Consider the following 18154-nt stretch of genomic DNA (forward strand, 5'->3'; position numbering starts at 1 on the left):
GCCTGCTTCGCGGGCCGGCCACCGCTGACGGTGGCCGCCGGGTCGACCGACCCTCCCTCTCTTTTTTTCTGCTCTCTTGCCACGCCGTGGCAGGCGGCCCGCCCGATGGGGCGCCGCCGGCCGCACACCCTGGTTCCGCTTCTTTTTTCTCCTCTGTTCTTTTTCAGGACCTCCACCATGAACCCGCACCTTGATCTGTCTTCCCCCGCCACGGCCGGCCAGGCCGTTGCCGTCCAGCGCAACCGCGTGCTGCGCAACACCTACTGGCTGCTCGCGCTGTCCATGATTCCCACCGTGCTCGGCGCCTGGGTCGGCGTGGCCACCGGCATCACCGCGCCGCTCACCGGCTTCCTCGGCATCGCGGTGTTCCTGGGTGGCGCGTTCGCCTTCATGTTCGCCATCGAGAAGACCAAGAACTCGTCCGCCGGCGTGCCGGTGCTGCTGGCCTTCACCTTCTTCATGGGCCTGATGCTCTCGCGCCTGATCGGCACGGTGCTCGGCCTGGCCAACGGCGCCGGCCTGATCATGACGGCCTTCACCGGCACCGGCCTGATCTTCTTCGGCATGGCCACGCTGTCCACCGTGATCAAGCGCGACCTGGGCAACATGGGCAAGTTCCTGTTCATCGGCGTGATCATGCTGATCGTGGCCGGCATCGCCAACGTGTTCATCCAGTCCGGCGCGCTGATGATCACCCTCTCGGTGCTGGCCATCGGCATCTTCTCGGCCTTCATCCTGTACGACCTCAAGCGCGTGCGCGACGGCGAAGAAACCAACTACATCACCGCCACCCTGGGCGTGTACCTCAGCCTGTTCAACGTGTTCCAGAGCCTGCTGGCGCTGCTGGGCCTGGCGGGCGGGCGCGACGAGTGAACCCCCTGGCAAAGCCACCGGGCGCCCCCGGGGCTTTGCCGTCACCGATCCCACCCGTTTCTCCTTTGACACCCGCCACCGCGCGGGTCTCCCACCACCATGGAAATTGCCTTACTGTTCGCGCTGATCCTGCTCAACGGCGTCTTCGCCATGTCAGAGATCGCGCTGGTCACCGCCCGCAGGGCCCGTCTGCAGAAACTCGTTGACGAAGGGGACGGCGCTGCCGCCGCCGCCGTCAAGCTCGGCGAAGACCCGACCCGTTTTCTCTCCACCATCCAGATCGGCATCACCTCCATCGGCGTGCTCAACGGCATCGTCGGTGAGGCCGCGCTGGCCGCGCCGCTGGCGCTGTGGCTCGATGGCCTGGGCGTGCCCGCGCCCTACAGCGGTTACGCCGCCACCGGCCTGGTGGTGGTGCTCATCACCTACTTCTCCATCGTGGTCGGCGAGCTGGTGCCCAAGCGGCTCGGCCAGTCGCACCCCGAGACGCTGGCGCGCCTGGTGGCGCGGCCGATCAACTGGCTGGCGAGCGCCACCAAGCCCTTCGTGCTGCTGCTCTCGGTGTCCACGCGCGGGCTGATGAAGCTGCTGGGCATCAAGGAAAACGGCGCCAGCGCGGTGACCGAGGAAGAGATCCACGCCATGCTGGCCGAGGGCACGACCGCGGGCGTGATCGAGTCGCACGAGCACACCATGGTGCGCAACGTGTTCCGGCTCGACGACCGCCAGATCGGTTCGCTGATGGTGCCGCGCAGCGACGTGGTGGTGCTCGACCTCGACCTGTCTTTCGAGGTCAACATGGCGCGCGTGGACGCGTCCGACCACGCGCGCTTTCCGGTGGTGCGTGGCAGCCTGAGCAATGTGGTTGGCGTGGTCAACGCGCGCCAGTGGCTGTCGCAGGCGCTGCGCGGTGCGGTGCGCGAACTCGACGCCCAGCCGCTGCAGGCGCCGCTGTATGTGCCCGAGACCATCACCGGCATGGAACTGCTCGACAACTTCCGCCTGTCCGATGTGCACATGGCGTTCGTGATCGACGAGTACGGCGAGGTGCAGGGCATCGTGACGCTGCAGGACCTGATCGAAGCCATCACCGGCGAGTTCAGCCTGCGCGACCCCGACACCTCGTGGGCGGTGTTGCGCGAGGACGGCAGCTGGCTGCTCGACGGCCACATCCCGGTGCCCGAACTGAAGGACCGCCTGGGCCTGGACAGCGTGCCCGACGAAGAGCGCGGCCGATACCACACGCTCAGCGGCATGATGATGCTGCTCACCGGGCGCATGCCACGCGTGGCCGACACCGTGAGCTGGGAAGGCTGGCGGCTGGAGATCGTGGACATGGACGGCCGCACCATCGACAAGGTGATGGCCACGCGCGAGCCGCAGGCGGCGGATGCCGACGCGCCGGTGACCGCCGTGGCGCCATGAGGCGGCGCTGGAAGGGCGCCGCAACGCTGCTGGGGCTGGCCATGCTGCTGGCGGCCTGCGCCGACGGATACCCCAGCGGCGACGGCCCGCTGATCCTGAGCCACCAGATGAAGCTGGACAAGGCGCTGGGGGCCATGCACCACCTTGGCCACCAGCGCCACCTCACGCACCACTGGCATTACGAACTGCTGCCCGGCTGTGTGCTGCAGGCGCAGGCCAAACGTTTCCTGCGCGACCGCGAGCCGGTGCGGGTGGCGCTGCGGCGCTCGGCCACGGTGATCGAGCGTGTGGACAATCCGCGCAGTTACACGGTGCGGGTGGCGCCGGTGGGCGACAGCGAGGGCATGGTGGTGCTCGACGGCGTGAGCGAACACGACGCCACGCAGATGAAGTGGCTGGTCGACTTCCTGCCGCGCCACTGCGGGCCCGACGCCGCCGACAACCTGGTCAGCGAGGGCGGCGCGCGTAGCTCACTGTGAGCATCTCCCACTGATGGCCGTCGGGCACGTTCCAGTACAGCATGCGGCCACCGTAGGCGGTGTTGATCTGCTGGTTCACCGGCCCGCGCACGTCGCTGCGGTAGGGAATGCCGCGCATCACCAGGCGCGCGAGGATGGCGTCGAACTCGGCCTCGCTGACGCGAAAGCAGAAGTGGTAGACGGGGAAGTCTTCCTCGGTGTCGATGAAGTCCAGCGTGAGGCCGTCGTTCACATAGACCGGCGCAAACGGCCCGGGCCCGCCGGGCGCCCAGGGCACGCCCAGCAGGTCGGCGAGCAGCGCGGCCGAGGCCAGCTTGTCGCGCGTGGGCACGATGGTGTGGTCGAGTTCGATCGCCATGGCAGCACCTTCGCAACCCGGGCTGCTCAGAGCGTGTATATGACCTCGAAGCCGCCGTAGATCATGCGTTTGCCGTCGAACGGCATCTGCATGTTCTGCGTGCGCGGGTCGGCCATGAACTTCTTCATGCCGGCGTCGCGCACCGCGCGCGAAGGCCAGGTGATCCAGGACAGCACCACCGTCTCGTCGGGCTTGCGCTGCACCGCCAGGGGGAACGAGGTGAGCTTGCCGTCTGGCACGTCGTCGCCCCAGCATTCCACCGCGCCGAGCGCGCCGCATTCCTTGAGTAGTGTGTCGGCCTGGCGGGCGTGTTCAAGGTATTCCTGCCGTTTGTGGGTGGGCACGGCGGCCACGAATCCGTCGATGTAGTGCATGTCGGTCTCCTTGAAAGGGGCAGTGTGGGCGCGGCCGGGTTGCCGCGCCCACAGTTACGACGGGCGGGGGCCCGCCAGATCGACAGATCTCAAGGGTTTGTGTGCGCTTTTATGCCCGTCTGCCAGCGCGCCTGCCGGCCAGGGCCTTTTCCCGTATTTCCGAACCCCGAGGCGTTCGGGTTGAATTCATTCGGACCGCGAATGCAATTCAGAAGGTGCCGGTCCGACGGTATTGTTGGCTGTCTGAATTCCGCAATTCCATCTGAAATGCCGATTTCAATGGCGTGACGGTCCCCGAATGCCGGGAATCGTATCCGGGTAATGCATTGACCATGGATTTGAAATTGTCGTCATTCAAAGTGGCCAATATTTGTTGCATGACCGGATGCGCGATGGTGTCTGATCGGCACACCAGGAAATACCGCTCATTGACCATTGGGATGAATTCCAATTGGAAATAGCGGGCCGGCCGCTCCAATCCAAATCCGGCATCGGCCAGGCCGCTGGCGACGTAGGCGGCGACGGAGGCGTGGGTGGCCTCGCTTTGTTCGTAGCCGGCGATCGAGGACTCGGCGATGCCCTGTTCTTCAAGCAAACCCTTGAGCAGGAAGCGGGTACCCGAGTCGGCCGGGCGGTTGATGAAGCGCACATCGGAACGCACCAGGTCGCGCAGTTCGTAGATCTTGCGCGGGTTGCCCGGCGTGACCATCAGGCCCTGGCGGCGGGTGGCGATGTCGATCAGCATCAGGTCGTCACCGGACAACCATTGCTGGTAGTGAGCTAGTGCACGCTCTTGTTGCGATCCCTGAGGAATGTGAATGCCGCAGACGTCGCACGTGCCTTCGTACAGGGCGGCCGCGGCCGCAATGCTGGTGCAGTAGCGGCGCTCGATGGGCTGGCCGGTCTCCATCAGCTGTTCGATCAGCTTTTCGATCGAAAAGCCGTAACTCGCATGGATCCTGAACATCTCGTTGCCGCTTTGCGCGATGCGCGAGATCTCGGTCTGCAGTTCGGAGGCGAGCGAATCCAGGATGGGCTGCAGGCGGGCGTGAATGCGGTGGTCCGCCCACACCAGGCGTTCGGCCAGGGGCGACAGGGTCGACCCCTTGCCCCGCTCCATGTGCAGCAGCGTGGTATTGAAATGCGATTCGCCGCTGCGGATCAAATCCCAGCCGTGCCGATAGGACATGCCCATGGTCTGGCAGGCCACCAGCAAACTGCCGCCGCGCGAAACGTGGGTCAGCAATTCGATCAGTCGGGGCGACAGCGTGTCTTTTTCCGTGCTCTGGATCGTCCAGACCGGCCGTATGGAAATCCGGTTCATAGCGGGTAAACCCTTCGTGAGGTGCGGCGCATATAGGACTGGCCTTCGCGCTCATATTGCGAAATTTGTTGCGGCCGCCGATTATTCCCCATCCATTGAAATGGATGATCAAAAGAGTTGAATTTCCAACCGAGGAGACCAGATGACATCACACGCAGGCGTGCTGGACCAAGTTCCAGCCGAACCCGGCTTCCTATCAAAAGAGCGGATCATTGCCGGCCCAGGCTTCAACCGCTGGCTGGTGCCGCCGGCGGCACTCGCCATCCACCTGTGCATCGGCATGGCCTATGGCTTCTCGGTGTTCTGGCTGCCGCTGTCCAAAGCGGTCGGCATGGGCGCCGCACAGGCCTGCGCGAAGGACATGAGCCTGTGGGCCGAGCTGTTCACCACCACCTGCGACTGGCGCATCTCCAGCCTGGGCTGGATGTACACCCTGTTCTTCGTCTTGCTCGGGTCTTCCGCCGCGCTCTGGGGCGGCTGGCTTGAACGCGCCGGCCCGCGCAAGGCCGGCGTGGTCTCGGCGGTCTGCTGGTGCGGTGGTCTGCTGATCTCCGCACTCGGCGTCTACACCCACCAGTTGTGGATGTTGTGGGTGGGCTCGGGGGTGATCGGGGGCATCGGGCTCGGCCTGGGCTACATCTCGCCGGTGTCCACGCTGATCAAGTGGTTCCCGGACCGCCGCGGCATGGCGACCGGCATGGCCATCATGGGCTTCGGCGGTGGCGCCATGATCGGTTCGCCCCTGGCGGCCGAACTCATGAAGATCTTCTCCACCCCGACCAGCGTCGGCGTGGTGGAGACCTTCGTCATCATGGCCATCGGTTATTTCGTCTTCATGATGGCCGGTGCGCTCGGTTACCGCGTGCCACCTTCGGGCTGGAAGCCCGCTGGCTGGACGCCACCTGCCGCACAGGCCAGCAACGCCATGATCACGCAAGGCCACGTGCACGTGAAAAAGGTCTGGGGCATTCCGCAGTTCTGGCTGGTGTGGATGGTGCTGTGCATGAACGTGTCGGCCGGCATCGGCGTGATCGGCATGGCCAGCCCGATGCTGCAGGAGGTGTTCGGTGGCAGCCTGATCGGTGTTGACGCCAAGTACGGCGACCTCACCGCCGCACAACTCACCGCCATTGCCGGTGTGGCCGCGGGCTTCACCGCGCTGCTGAGCCTGTTCAACATCGGTGGCCGTTTCGTCTGGGCCAGCCTGTCCGACAAACTCGGCCGCAAGCTCACCTACGTGGTGTTCTTCGTGCTCGGCGGTGTGCTCTACGCCAGCATTCCGGCATCGTCCGCCGCCGGCAGCATGCTGCTGTTCGTGGCCGCCTTCTGCGTCATCCTGAGCATGTACGGCGGTGGTTTCGCCACCGTGCCGGCCTACCTGGCCGACCTGTTCGGCACGCAGATGGTGGGCGCCATCCACGGCCGCCTGCTGACGGCCTGGGCCACGGCCGGCATTCTCGGCCCGGTGGTGGTGAACTACATGCGCGACTACCAGCTCGGCCTGGGCATCCCGCGCGAGCAGGTCTACAACCAGACCATGTACATCCTGGTCGGCATGCTGGTGTTGGGCCTGATCTGCAACCTGCTGGTGCGTCCGGTCAACGCCAAGTACTTCATGACGGCTTCCGAGCTGGCCGAAGAAAAACGCCTGGCACACGACCGTGCAGCGGCCTCCGACGTGGGCCAGGGCAGCGGCGGCGCCGACCGCACCAGCCCGGTCATGGTCTGGCTGGCCTGGGCCGCGGTGGGCATTCCACTGGCGTGGGGTGTGTACCGCACGCTGCTGAGCGTGACGAAGTTCTTCGCCTAGCCGCCCACGGTGGGCACAGGGGGACCGGATGGCGCACACATCCGGCCCCCCTTTTCGGCCCCCTTATTCCGACAGCCGAGACAGACCGCAGAAGTAAAAAGACGAGCCCATGAAAACCATCCCCATCCTCACCCCGCTGGACCGCGTGCGTGCCCTCGCGGCCGAGCACCGCCAAGAAGCCGGCGGCCTGCTGCCGCTGCTGCACGCGGTGCAGGACGCGCTGGGCAGCGTGCCGGCCGACGCCGTGCCGGTGATCGCAAAAGCCTTCAACCTCTCGCGTGCCGAGGTGCATGGGGTGCTGTCCTACTACCACCATTTCCGCAGCACCCCCCCGGGCCGCACGGTGGTGCAGGTCTGCCGCGCCGAGGCCTGCCAGGCCTGCGGTGCCGATGAATTGCATGCCCAGGCCGAACGGCTGCTGGGTGTGAAAAGCCACGAGACCCGCGCCGATGGAGCGGTCACGCTGGAGCCGGTGTATTGCCTCGGCCTGTGCGCGTCGTCGCCGGCCATCCAGATCAACGACCGCATGCACGGCCGCGTCACGCCCGAGCGCCTGCAAACCCTGTGCGCGGGCATGGAGGTGGGTGCATGAACGCCGTGACCGTGTATGTTCCCCGCGACTCGGCCGCCCTGGCCGTGGGCGCGGACGAAGTGGCCGCCGCCATCGAAGCCAGCTGTGCAAAAAACGGCGTTGCGCTGAACCTGGTGCGCAACGGTTCGCGTGGCCTGTTCTGGCTTGAGCCGCTGGTGGAAGTGGCGACGCCCGAAGGGCGCATCGCCTACGGCCCGGTGATGCCGGAAGACGTGCCGGCCCTGCTCGACGCGGGCCTGCTGCAGGGCGGCGCGCACCCGCTGCGCCTGGGCCTGACCGACCAGATTCCCTACCTCGCCAGGCAGGAACGCCTGACCTTCCGCCGCATGGGCATCACCGACCCGCTGTCGCTCAGCGACTACGAAGCCCACGAGGGCTGGGCCGGGCTGAAGCGCGCGATCGAACTCGATGGTGCGGCCATCGTGCAGGCGGTGCTCGACTCCGGCCTGCGCGGGCGCGGCGGCGCGGCGTTTCCGACCGGCATCAAATGGCGCACCGTGCTCGGCGCCGAAGCGGCGCAGAAGTATGTGGTCTGCAACGCCGACGAAGGCGACTCGGGCACCTTCTCCGACCGCATGACGCTGGAAGGCGACCCCTACATGCTGATCGAAGGCATGGCGATTGCCGGCCTCGCGGTGGGCGCCACGCAGGGTGTGGTCTACATCCGTTCCGAGTACCCGCACGCGGTGGCCGTGATGCGCGAGGCCATCGCCCGCGCCACCGCCGCCGGCTGGCTCGGTGAACGCATCGGTGGCGGTGAACGCAGCTTCCACCTCGACGTGCGCAAGGCCGCCGGCGCCTACGTCTGCGGCGAAGAAACCGCGATGCTGGAGAGCATCGAAGGCAAGCGGGGCATCGTGCGTGCCAAGCCTCCGCTGCCGGCGCTCGAAGGCCTGTTCGGCCAGCCCACCGTCATCAACAACGTGATCAGCCTTGCCTGCGTGCCGCTGATCCTCGCGCGGGGCGCTGCCTTCTACCGCGACCACGGCGTTGGCCGCTCCCACGGCACGTTGCCGTTCCAGCTGGCCGGCAACATCGCCCAGGGTGGCCTGGTGGAAAAGGCCTTTGGCCTCACGCTGCGCGAACTGCTGTACGACTTTGGCGGCGGCAGCCGCAGCGGCCGGCCGATCAAGGCGGTGCAGGTCGGTGGGCCGCTCGGCACCTACGTGCCCGAATCACAATGGGACGTGCCGCTCGACTACGAAGCCTATGCGGCCATGGGTGCGGTGGTCGGCCACGGCGGCATCGTGGTGCACGACGACACCGCCGACATGGCCAAGCTCGCGCGTTACGCGATGGAGTTCTGTGCGCTCGAATCGTGTGGCAAGTGCACACCCTGCCGCATCGGTTCCACGCGCGGCGTTGAAGTGATCGACCGCATCACCGGCAGCCAGGGTGACCGTGTGCAGCAGGTGCACCTGCTGCGCGATCTGTGCAAGACCATGGTGCAGGGCAGCCTCTGCGCCATGGGGGGCATGACCCCGTTCCCCGTGCTCTCGGCGCTCGACCACTACCCGCAGGACTTCGGTCTGGCCGAGGTGGACCGGCAGGCCGCCTGAGACGTTCGCACCGACACGCACCGACAAAAGAGACAAGGACCACGACCATGCTGCAGCACCTCAGAACCGAGATCGACCACGGCACGCCGCGCCGCGAATCCGAAGAGACGGTGGAACTGACCATTGACGGCTTTCCCGTCAGCGTGCCCAAGGGCACCTCGCTCATGCGCGCGGCGGTGGACGCCGGCATCCACGTACCCAAGCTCTGTGCCACCGACAGCCTGGAACCCTTCGGCTCGTGCCGCCTGTGTCTGGTGCAGATCGAGGGCCGCAAGGGCTTCCCGGCCTCGTGCACCACGCCGGCCGAACCGGGCATGGTGGTGCGCACGCAGACCTCCGAGCTGCAAGACCTGCGCAAGGGCGTGATGGAGCTCTACATCAGCGACCACCCGCTCGACTGCCTCACCTGCAGCGCCAACGGCGACTGCGAGCTGCAGGACATGGCGGGCGTGACCGGCCTGCGCAACGTGCGTTACGGCGTGGGCGGCAAGGTGGTCGACGGCGTGGCCGGCGCCCACCACACCGACAGTGCCAAGGACGAGTCCAACCCGTACTTCACCTACGACGCGAGCAAGTGCATCGTGTGCAGCCGCTGCGTGCGCGCCTGCGAGGAAACGCAGGGCACCTTCGCACTCACCATTTCGGGCCGCGGTTTCGAGAGCCGCGTCTCGCCCGGCCAGGACCAGCCCTTCATGGAGAGCGAATGCGTCTCCTGCGGCGCCTGCGTGCAGGCCTGCCCGACCGCCACGCTGCAGGAGAAGACGGTGATCGAACTCGGCCAGCCCGAGCACAGCGTGATCACCACCTGCGCCTACTGTGGCGTGGGCTGTGGCTTCAAGGCCGAGATGAAGGGCAACACCGTGGTGCGCATGGTGCCCTGGAAGGATGGCAAGGCCAACGAAGGGCACTCGTGCGTGAAGGGGCGTTTTGCCTGGGGCTACGCAACCCACCCGGACCGCATCACCAAGCCGATGATCCGCGCCAAGATCACCGACCCTTGGCGCGAAGTGAGCTGGGACGAGGCCATCAACCACGCCGCCTCCGAGTTCAAGCGCATCCAGGCCAAACACGGCAAGGACGCCGTGGGTGGCATCACCTCGTCGCGTTGCACCAACGAAGAGGTTTACCTGGTGCAGAAGCTGATCCGCGCCGCCTTCAACACCAACAACGTGGACACCTGCGCGCGCGTGTGCCACTCGCCCACCGGCTACGGCATGGGCCAGACCCTGGGCACCTCGGCGGGCACGCAGACTTTCAAGTCGGTCGAGAAAGCCGACGTGATCGTGGTCATCGGCGCCAACCCGAGCGACGCGCACCCGGTGTTCGCCTCGCGCATGAAGAGGCGCCTGCGCGAAGGTGCGCGCCTGGTCGTGATCGACCCGCGCCGCATCGACCTGGTGGACTCCACCCACATCCGCGCACAACACCACCTGGCCCTGCGCCCGGGCACCAACGTGGCCATCATCACCGCGCTGGCGCACGTGGTGGCCACCGAAGGCCTGGTCAACGAAGCCTATGTGGCCGAGCGCTGCGACACGCGCAGCTTCGAGGAATGGCGCACCTTCGTGAGCCGCCCGGAGAACTCGCCCGAGGCCTTCGAGGCCGTCACCGGCGTGCCGGCCGAAGAGGTCCGCGCCGCCGCACGGCTGTTCGCACAGGGCCCGAACTCGGCCATCTACTACGGCCTGGGCGTGACCGAACACGCGCAGGGCTCGACCATGGTGATCGGCATCGCCAACCTGGCCATGGCCTGCGGCATGGTCGGGCGCGAGGGCGTCGGCATCAACCCGCTGCGCGGCCAGAACAACGTGCAGGGCAGCTGCGACATGGGCAGCTTCCCGCACGAGCTGCCGGGTTACCGCCACATCTCGGACACCACGGTGCGCAGCCAGTTCGAGGCCGCCTGGGGCGTGACGCTCAGCCCCGAGCCGGGCCTGCGCATTCCCAACATGTTCGAGTCCGCGCTGGACGGCAGCTTCCTCGGCCTGTACTGCCAGGGCGAGGACATCGTGCAGTCCGACCCCAACACCCAGCACGTGGCCGCGGCGCTCTCCGCCATGGAGTGCATCGTGGTGCAGGACATCTTCCTCAACGAGACCGCCAAGTACGCCCACGTGCTGCTGCCCGGCAGTTCGTTCCTGGAGAAGGACGGCACCTTCACCAACGCCGAGCGCCGCATCAGCCGCGTGCGCCAGGTGATGCCGCCGCTGGCCGGCCTGGCCGACTGGGAAGTGACGATGAAGCTCAGCAACGCGCTGGGTTATCCCATGCACTACACGCACCCCGAGCAGATCATGCAGGAGGTGGCCTCGCTCACCCCGACCTTCCAGGGCGTGAGCTACGAGAAGATCGAGCGCCTGGGCAGCGTGCAATGGCCCTGCAACGAAGGCACCGACGAAGCCGGCACCGCGATCATGCACAAGGAGCGCTTCGTGCGCGGCAAGGGCAAGTTCTTCAACACCCAGTACGTGCCGACCGACGAGAAGGTCACGCGCCGCTTCCCGCTGCTGCTGACCACGGGCCGCATCCTGAGCCAGTACAACGTGGGCGCGCAGACACGCCGCACCCCCAACAACCAGTGGCACGACGAAGACCGGCTGGAGATCCACCCGCACGACGCGCAGGACCGGGGCATCAAGACCGGCGACTGGGTCGGCGTCACCAGCCGCGCCGGCCAGACGGTGCTGCGGGCCGAGGTGAGCGAGCGCATGCAGCCGGGCGTGGTCTACACCACCTTCCACTTCCCCGAGTCGGGCGCCAACGTGATCACCACCGACAGCTCCGACTGGGCCACCAACTGCCCCGAGTACAAGGTGACGGCGGTGAACGTGGTGCAGGTCGCCCAGCCGTCCGAGTGGCAACGTGACTACGCCGACTTCAACCGCACGCAGCTGGACCTGCTCAAGCAGGCGAGCCAGCCCGAGGCCGTGGTGGTGGGCAAATGAAACCCTTCGACGAGGCCCTCATGCCAGCAGGTGTGCATGTTGCTCAGGTCAGTGCCTGGCGCGCCGGTCAGTGGCAGACCCACCCGGACTGGCTCGCCGAGGAAGTCCCGGTGGCGCTGGTGTTCAACGGCATTTCGCATGCCGTGATGCTGGCCAGCCCCGATCACCTGGAGGACTTCGCGCTCGGTTTCTCCCTCTCCGAAGGCCTGCTGCAGGATCCGGGCGAGCTCTACGGCATCGACATCCAGACCAGCGAGCGCGGCATCGAGCTGCACCTGGAGGTGGCCGCCGCCTGCGAATGGCGCCTCAAGCAGCGGCGGCGCACCATGGCCGGGCGCACGGGTTGCGGCCTGTGCGGCACGGAGAGCCTGGACCAGGTGCAGCGCACGCTGGCGCGCGCACCCGAGACCCACGTGGCGGCCGAGGTGGTGGGGCAGGCGCTGCAGTCCCTGCGCCAATGGCAGGCCGTGCAGCAGCTCACGGGCGCCTCGCACGCCGCCGCCTGGTGTGCGCCGGACGGCAGCATCGCGCTGGTGCGCGAGGACATCGGCCGGCACAACGCGCTGGACAAACTCATTGGCGCGATGGCGCGTGAGCGCATCGACACCACGCAAGGCTGGGTCTGCGTGACCAGCCGCGCCAGCTTCGAGATGGTGCAGAAGACCCTGGCGGCCGGCGCGGGCCTGCTGGCCGCCGTGTCGGCGCCCACCGCGCTGGCAGTGTCGCTGGCCGAGCGCAGCGGCCTCGCCCTTGCCGGCTTCGTGCGCGGCAAGGACTTCGTCGCCTACACCTACCCGCAACGATTCGGACTGCCCTGAGCCCCATGGATATCCAGAACCTGATTCGCATGGCCAACCGCATTGGCCAGTTTTTCGATTCCTACCCCGACCGCGCCGAGGCGCTGGAGGGCATCAGCAGCCACATCCGCAAGTTCTGGACGCCGCGCATGCGCCGCCTGCTGCTGGAGCAGACCGACGCACAGCCCGATGGCGCAGGCCTGCTGCCCATCGTGGCCGAAGCCATCCAGGTGCACCGCGACCAGCTGGCCTGAGCAAGGCGGCCGCGGCGATCAGCAGATCGCCGCGTAGCGCTGCTCCATTTCCTGGCGCATGCTCTTGCGCAGGGCGGCCGCGGCCTGGCGGCGGTGTTCGTCGGGCGTGCCTGGCTCCAGCGGTGGCACGGCCTGCGGTTTGCCGCTGTCGTCCACCGAGATCATGGTGAAGAAGCCGCTGTTCACGTGGCGCTGCTCCTGGGTGCGGGTGTTTTCCGCGATCACCTTGATGCCGACTTCCATCGACGAGGTGCCGGTGGGTGACAGCGATGGCATGGTGGTGCTGGACGGCGTGAGCGAACACGACGCCACACAGATGACGTGGCTGATCGACTTCCTGCCGCGTTACTGCGAATCCTCATGGCTGCTGAAAAGCCGCTGCGGCCTGGAGGTGGCGCAGCAGGTGTCAATGGCCAGGCTGCACCGATCAAGGAAGAATCCGAGAAGCTCCGATCACGTCGCCTGGCGCTCCATGATTTGTTTCCTGAAGTAGATCGGGGAGGATGAGCGCTAGGGGTCGCGGTGTGTCTGAGCGCTCATTTTCCGATTTCCTACATGTAAATTCCGGAAAACTTGACACCTGATGCTCAGGGTATTTCCTAGCCTTATATTCGAATATATTTAATTAAACTAAGTATTTGGTCAATAGAAGGATGCGGAAATGAGGTTTGTTTCGAGTACGGCTGTGGGCTTGTCTGCGGTCGCGCTGGTGGTGGCTTGCGGCGGTGGCGGTGGTGATCCGGACCGTGGTGCAACTGCCCTGCCGCAACTCACGCCGGCGGTCGGTACCAGCCTGAGTGGTACCTGCACGGCGCTGAGTGCTTTTGCCTATGCCAACACGGTCATCGATGCGGCCAGCGAAGTGGTCGCCGGCACGCTGCGCGTGGGGGGCAACGACATCGCTGCCCACTGCCTCGTCACCGGCAAGATGCACGAGCGCGTGAGCACCGTGGATGGACAGACCTATGCCATCGGCTTCGAGATGCGCCTGCCGCTGAACTGGAACGGCCGCTATTTTTACCAGGGCAACGGCGGCACCGATGGCCTCCTCCGAACAGCCGACGGCTCCGCCGGCAGCGGAGGCCCGCGGAGCAACGCGCTGCACAAGGGTTTTGCGGTCATCAGTTCGGACGCCGGCCACAGCGCTGCGTAGAACCCGCTGTTCGGCGTGGACCCGATCGCGCGCGTCGACTACGGCTACGGTGCGGTGCAAAAGCTCACACCCATGGCCAAGGCCTTGATCAATCAAGCCTATGGCAAGGGGCCGGACCGTTCCTACATTGGAGGCAGCTCCAATGGTGGGCGCCACGCCATGGTGGCGGCGGCGCGCTTCGCAGACCAGTACGACGGCGTGCTGGCCAACTCGCCCGGCTTCAACCTGCCACTGGCAGCGGCTGCCCAGCTCTATTCGGCGCAGCAGTTCCGGCGCGTGGCGACCGATGAGACCAACCTGGAGACCGGCTTCACCCTGCCCGAGCGCACGATGGTGGCAAACGCCATCTTGGCCCGCTGCGACGCGCTGGACGGCGTGGTTGACGGACTGGTGCAGGATCTGGAAGCCTGCCGCACCACGTTTGACCTCGATCTGCACGTACCCACCTGCACCGGCGCACGTGACGGCACCTGCCTTACAGCAGACCAGAAGGACGCGGTGGGCAAGATGTACCGTGGCCCGGTCAACTCCGACGGCAGGGCGCTCTACGCCACCCAGCCTTACGACCCCGGCCTGGCCACCCCGGGCTGGGCCAGCTGGAAGTTCACTTCGTCCGTGGGCAACGCACGCGACCCGGTGGCGGTCGGCATCATCTTCCAGGTGCCGCCGGACCCGGGCATTGCTTCGAGCCTCGCCAACTCGCGCAACTTCGCGTTCAACTACAACTTTGACACGGACTTCCCCAAGCTGTTGCTCACCGACGCTACCTACACCGAGAACGCGATGTCATTCATGACGCCGCCCAACCCGACCAAGCTCAACACGCTGCGTGACCGCGGCGCCAAGATGATCGTGGTGCAGGGCGCGTCCGATGGTGTCTTCTCCATCGACGACACCAGGAACTGGTACGACGAATTGATGAAGGAAAACGCGGGCAAGGCCGATGCATTCGCTCGCTTCTTCATCGTGCCCGGCATGAACCACAGCAGCGGCGGCCCTGCCACCGAACAATACGACGCACTGGCCTCGCTGGTGGACTGGGTTGAGAATGGCAAGGCGCCGGACCGTATCGTCGCCACCGCGCGCGGTGCGGGCAACGCAGGTGGTGTGAACCTTGCTGTGCCGCCAGACTGGGCACCTGACCGCACCCGCCCCCTCTGCCCTTACCCATCGGTGGCTCGCTACAACGGTAGCGGTGACTCCGAACGCGCCGAGAACTTCAGTTGCCGCCGATGACCGCTGCGTACGGTTGACATGAAAAGGGCCGCCCGGCATGCCATGCCGCGCGGCCCTTCTGTTCTGTTGTGGGGCATCAGTCGGGCAGACTGGTGGAGCCACGTTTGCCGGGTTTGCGGGCACCGGCCAGCTTGTGCAGCAGTTCCAGCAGCAGCGCGTATTCACCCGGTGTCAGGGTGTCGATGCTCTCGCGCTCGCTGGCGGTCACGGCGTCGGTGCTGCGGGTCTTGAGCTTGTGCCCCGCACGGGTTGCATGCAGGTACTGCTGGCGGCCATCCTTGCTGCTTTTCTCACGCGTCACGAGTTCGCGCGCCACCAGGCGGTCCACCATGTTGGTGATGGAGGGCGCGGTCACGGCCAGTGCGGATGCGAGCCGCAGCGGGCTCACGCCCGGGTTCTCGCAGACCAATGCCAGCACCGTGTATTCCAGCGTGCGCATCTCGTGGGGCTTGCGGATGGTCTCGTCGAAGATGGCGTTGGTCACCACCGCCGCCTGGGCCAGCTGATAACCCAGCACGGTCTTGAGCTGAGACTCCAACATGCTGCCGGCGGGTGTTCGGTCGAGTGAGGGGCTCTTGCGCATGGGGCTGGGTCCGGGCTTCACGGGGAAAGGGCCCTCCATGGTAATGGCCCATCCAGCATGGCTCCCCCTGCGCATGCGCGGGGGGCGGGGCTGTCTGCGAGGCGCTCAGCGGATCGCCGCGTAACGCTGCTCCATCTCCTGGCGCATGCTCTTGCGCAGGGCGGCCGCGGCCTGGCGGCGGTGTTCGTCGGGCGTGCCCGGCTCCAGCGGCGGCACCGCCTGCGGCTTGCCGCTGTCGTCCACCGAGATCATGGTGAAGAAGCAGCTGTTGACGTGGCGCTGCTCCTGGGTACGGATGTTTTCCGCGATCACCTTGATGCCGACTTCCATCGACGAGGTGCCGGTGTGGTTGACGGCGGCCAGGAAGGTGAGCAGCTCGCCCACGTGGATGGGCTGGCGGAACATCACCTGGTCCACGCTGAGCGTGACCACGTAAGACGAGGCGTACCGGCTGGCGCAGGCGAAGGCCACCTGGTCGAGCAGCTTGAGCACGCTGCCGCCATGCACCTTGCCGGAGAAGTTGGCGGTGTCCGGGGTCATCAGCACCGTCATGCTGAGTTGGTGTCTGGGCAGTTCCATCGTGTGTGGTGTGGGTGGGGTGAGATGTGTCGTGGGGAGAAGAGCGCCCGCAGTGTGCACCTTTTCAGGCCGGCCCGGCGAGCGCGTTGGCCGCGCGCAAGGCATCGGCCTCGGTGCGGTAGAGCTGCAGGCGCGGGCTGTCGTTCAGCTGCCCGGCTTGCCGCAGCACCGCCTCCACCGGCAGCTTGATGCCGACCAGGTGCAGCGTGATGCCCTGTTCGTCCAGTTGCGCGCGCAGGCGGCCGAAGGCCTCGGCGCCGGTGGCGTCGATCCAGTTGATCGGGTGCGCGATCCACATCACGTGGCGGATGCCGGGGTGGGTGGTGACGTGTTCGGACACCGCGCGCTCGAAGCCGTTGGCGGTGGCGAAGTCCAGCGCCGCGTCCATGCGCAGCGCGTACAGGTCGGGCGCCAGCGGCGGCAACTGCCACAGGTGGCGGTCGCGCAGGCTGCCGTCGGGGTGCAGGCCGACTTCGATGATGCGCGGGTGCAGCCGCAGGTAGAGGAAGTGCGACAGCGCCATCAGCACGCCGGCCAGCACGCCCCAGTACAGGCGCGGCGCGGCCAGCACGGTGACGGCGAAGGTGATGGCCGCGATGGCGGCCTCGACGCGCGAGATCTTCCACAGCTGGAGGAAGGCGCGTGGCTTGATCAGGCCCATCACCGCCACCAGCACGATGGCCGCGAGCACCGCCAGCGGCACATGGCGCAGCAGCGGCAGGAACAGCAGCAGCGTGAGCAGCACCACGCCCACCGAGACCACCGTGGCCCAGCCGGTGCGCGCGCCGGCATACAGGTTGAGCGCCGAACGCGAGAAGGACGAGCTGGTGGGCATGGCGCCGCTCAGGCCCGAGGCCAGCTTGGCCAGGCCCTGGCCGATCAGGTCCTGGTCCTGGTCCCAGCGCTGGCCGCGTTGCCCGTTGTCCACCTTGGCGCTGGACGCGGTCTCCAGAAAACTCACCAGCGTGATGACCAGGGTCGGCACCACCAGCTGGCCCAGCGTGGACCAGCCCGGCCAGTGGGGCCAGTAGGCGGCCGGCAGGCCCTGGGGCAGGGCGCCGATGACCGCACCGCCCAGGCCCTTGAAGTCCACCGCGTAGCTGATGGCGGCGCTGGCCACCACCACGCTGAGCACGGTCGGGAAACCCGGCCGCCAGCGCCGCGCCAGCACCAGCAGTGCAAAGCTGCCGACGCCGAAGGCCAGCGAAGGCCAGTGCACGAAGGGCTGGGTGAGCAGGGTCTCCAGGCTGGAGAAGCCGAGCAGGGCGGGCAACTGAGAGGCGATGATGAGCACCGCCGCGGCCTGGGTGAAGGCCATCAGCACGGGCGAGTTCACTAGGTTGAGCAACCAGCCGAAGCGCGCAAAACCGAGCACGATCTGCAGCAGGCCCGAGAGCAGGGCCAGCCACACCGCCAGCATCACCCAGCGTTCGGTGCCGGGCTCGGCCAGGCCGCTGAGCGAGGCGCTCACCAGCAGGCAGGTGAGCGCGGTCGGGCCGACCGAGAGGCGCGGCGAGGCGCTGAACAGCACCGCCACCAGGGCCGGCAGCAGGGAGGCATAGATGCCGGTGATCAGCGGCATGCCGGCCAGCGCGGCATAGGCCACGCCTTGCGGCACCACCATCAGGCCGACGGTGAGGCCCGCCAGGGCTTCGCCCCGCAGCAGGCCCACGTCGGGCCGCGGCCAACGCAGGAACGGAAACAGACGGTGCAGGCGGGACATGCCCTGATCGTACCGGGCGCGCCGCAGCGCACCCGGCGGCGCGTGGGGCACGGGGTTGGGCCCCGGGCGGGTGAGCGCATTGGACCTGCG

17 protein-coding genes and 1 pseudogene are annotated in these 18154 nt (G+C 66.9%); 11 read left to right on the forward strand and 7 right to left on the reverse strand.

Going from position 1 to position 18154, the window contains the following annotated elements:
• Window positions 1–177: 177 nt before the first annotated feature.
• From HPA01S_RS10695 to HPA01S_RS10705, 3 genes are all read left to right on the forward strand, one after another.
• Entirely contained in the window at window positions 178–873 is a 696-nt protein-coding gene (locus tag HPA01S_RS10695) for a Bax inhibitor-1 family protein (RefSeq protein ID WP_066269725.1), read from the forward strand.
• Window positions 874–972: 99 nt separating this feature from the next.
• Complete coding sequence (locus HPA01S_RS10700; protein WP_066269726.1) at window positions 973–2298, forward strand: hemolysin family protein; 1326 nt, start codon at window positions 973–975, stop codon at window positions 2296–2298.
• Window positions 2295–2777 (forward strand): hypothetical protein, encoded by a 483-nt coding sequence (locus HPA01S_RS10705; RefSeq protein WP_066269727.1) that lies wholly within the window; start codon window positions 2295–2297, stop codon window positions 2775–2777. Before HPA01S_RS10700 ends, HPA01S_RS10705 begins: the two co-directional genes overlap by 4 nt.
• Here the strand turns inward: HPA01S_RS10705 and HPA01S_RS10710 are convergent.
• The 3 genes from HPA01S_RS10710 to HPA01S_RS10720 all read right to left on the reverse strand — a co-directional run bounded on the left by HPA01S_RS10710 (window position 2746) and on the right by HPA01S_RS10720 (window position 4833).
• Window positions 2746–3135 (reverse strand): VOC family protein, encoded by a 390-nt coding sequence (locus tag HPA01S_RS10710; protein WP_066269728.1) that lies wholly within the window; start codon window positions 3133–3135, stop codon window positions 2746–2748. The genes HPA01S_RS10705 and HPA01S_RS10710 overlap by 32 nt on opposite strands.
• 26 nt (window positions 3136–3161) lie before the next feature.
• Window positions 3162–3509 carry a DUF1428 domain-containing protein gene (locus tag HPA01S_RS10715; protein ID WP_066269729.1) on the reverse strand — a complete coding sequence of 116 codons (348 nt, stop codon included), beginning with the start codon at window positions 3507–3509 and terminating at the stop codon, window positions 3162–3164.
• 208 nt (window positions 3510–3717) lie between these two features.
• Window positions 3718–4833, reverse strand: a complete 1116-nt coding sequence (locus HPA01S_RS10720) for a substrate-binding domain-containing protein (RefSeq protein WP_066269732.1) — start codon at window positions 4831–4833, stop codon at window positions 3718–3720.
• Window positions 4834–4975: 142 nt separating this feature from the next.
• Between HPA01S_RS10720 and HPA01S_RS10725 the strand changes: the two genes are divergently transcribed.
• The 6 genes from HPA01S_RS10725 (at window position 4976) to HPA01S_RS10750 (ending at window position 12790) form a co-directional block, all read left to right on the forward strand.
• Window positions 4976–6643 carry an OFA family MFS transporter gene (locus HPA01S_RS10725; RefSeq protein ID WP_066269734.1) on the forward strand — a complete coding sequence of 556 codons (1668 nt, stop codon included), beginning with the start codon at window positions 4976–4978 and terminating at the stop codon, window positions 6641–6643.
• 109 nt (window positions 6644–6752) lie between these two features.
• Window positions 6753–7235, forward strand: coding sequence for a formate dehydrogenase subunit gamma (locus HPA01S_RS10730; protein ID WP_066269736.1), 483 nt, complete (start codon window positions 6753–6755; stop codon window positions 7233–7235).
• Window positions 7232–8794, forward strand: coding sequence for a formate dehydrogenase beta subunit (locus HPA01S_RS10735; RefSeq protein ID WP_066269738.1), 1563 nt, complete (start codon window positions 7232–7234; stop codon window positions 8792–8794). Before HPA01S_RS10730 ends, HPA01S_RS10735 begins: the two co-directional genes overlap by 4 nt.
• Before the next feature lie 47 nt (window positions 8795–8841).
• Window positions 8842–11739 carry a formate dehydrogenase subunit alpha gene (gene fdhF, locus HPA01S_RS10740; RefSeq protein WP_066269740.1) on the forward strand — a complete coding sequence of 966 codons (2898 nt, stop codon included), beginning with the start codon at window positions 8842–8844 and terminating at the stop codon, window positions 11737–11739.
• Window positions 11736–12557 carry a formate dehydrogenase accessory sulfurtransferase FdhD gene (gene fdhD, locus HPA01S_RS10745; protein ID WP_066269741.1) on the forward strand — a complete coding sequence of 274 codons (822 nt, stop codon included), beginning with the start codon at window positions 11736–11738 and terminating at the stop codon, window positions 12555–12557. Before fdhF ends, fdhD begins: the two co-directional genes overlap by 4 nt.
• 5 nt (window positions 12558–12562) lie before the next feature.
• Window positions 12563–12790: a formate dehydrogenase subunit delta gene (locus tag HPA01S_RS10750; RefSeq protein ID WP_066269744.1), complete on the forward strand. Its 228-nt coding sequence runs from the start codon at window positions 12563–12565 to the stop codon at window positions 12788–12790.
• Between the two features lie 18 nt (window positions 12791–12808).
• Here HPA01S_RS10750 and HPA01S_RS10755 read toward each other — a convergent pair whose 3' ends face one another.
• On the reverse strand, window positions 12809–13033 hold the full coding sequence (locus HPA01S_RS10755) for an acyl-CoA thioesterase (protein WP_066269746.1): 225 nt from the start codon (window positions 13031–13033) through the stop codon (window positions 12809–12811).
• On the opposite strand from HPA01S_RS10755, the gene HPA01S_RS10760 reads away from it, so the two are divergent.
• Complete coding sequence (locus HPA01S_RS10760) at window positions 13020–13283, forward strand: hypothetical protein (protein ID WP_169801518.1); 264 nt, start codon at window positions 13020–13022, stop codon at window positions 13281–13283. The genes HPA01S_RS10755 and HPA01S_RS10760 overlap by 14 nt on opposite strands.
• A 168-nt stretch (window positions 13284–13451) precedes the next feature.
• Window positions 13452–15179 (forward strand): annotated as a pseudogene (locus HPA01S_RS10765) (tannase/feruloyl esterase family alpha/beta hydrolase).
• 76 nt (window positions 15180–15255) lie between these two features.
• On the opposite strand, the gene HPA01S_RS10770 reads toward HPA01S_RS10765, so the two are convergent.
• From HPA01S_RS10770 to HPA01S_RS10780, 3 genes are all read right to left on the reverse strand, one after another.
• The gene (locus HPA01S_RS10770) at window positions 15256–15762 is read right to left on the reverse strand and encodes a MarR family winged helix-turn-helix transcriptional regulator (RefSeq protein WP_066269750.1); all 507 of its coding nucleotides are present in this window, start codon (window positions 15760–15762) and stop codon (window positions 15256–15258) included.
• Window positions 15763–15867: 105 nt separating this feature from the next.
• On the reverse strand, window positions 15868–16341 hold the full coding sequence (locus HPA01S_RS10775; protein WP_066269752.1) for an acyl-CoA thioesterase: 474 nt from the start codon (window positions 16339–16341) through the stop codon (window positions 15868–15870).
• Between the two features lie 64 nt (window positions 16342–16405).
• The gene (locus HPA01S_RS10780) at window positions 16406–18064 is read right to left on the reverse strand and encodes a SulP family inorganic anion transporter (RefSeq protein ID WP_066269754.1); all 1659 of its coding nucleotides are present in this window, start codon (window positions 18062–18064) and stop codon (window positions 16406–16408) included.
• Between the last annotated feature and the right edge of the window lie 90 nt (window positions 18065–18154).

Source organism: Hydrogenophaga palleronii NBRC 102513 (assembly GCF_001571225.1).
Classification (GTDB): Bacteria; Pseudomonadota; Gammaproteobacteria; order Burkholderiales; family Burkholderiaceae_C; genus Hydrogenophaga; species Hydrogenophaga palleronii.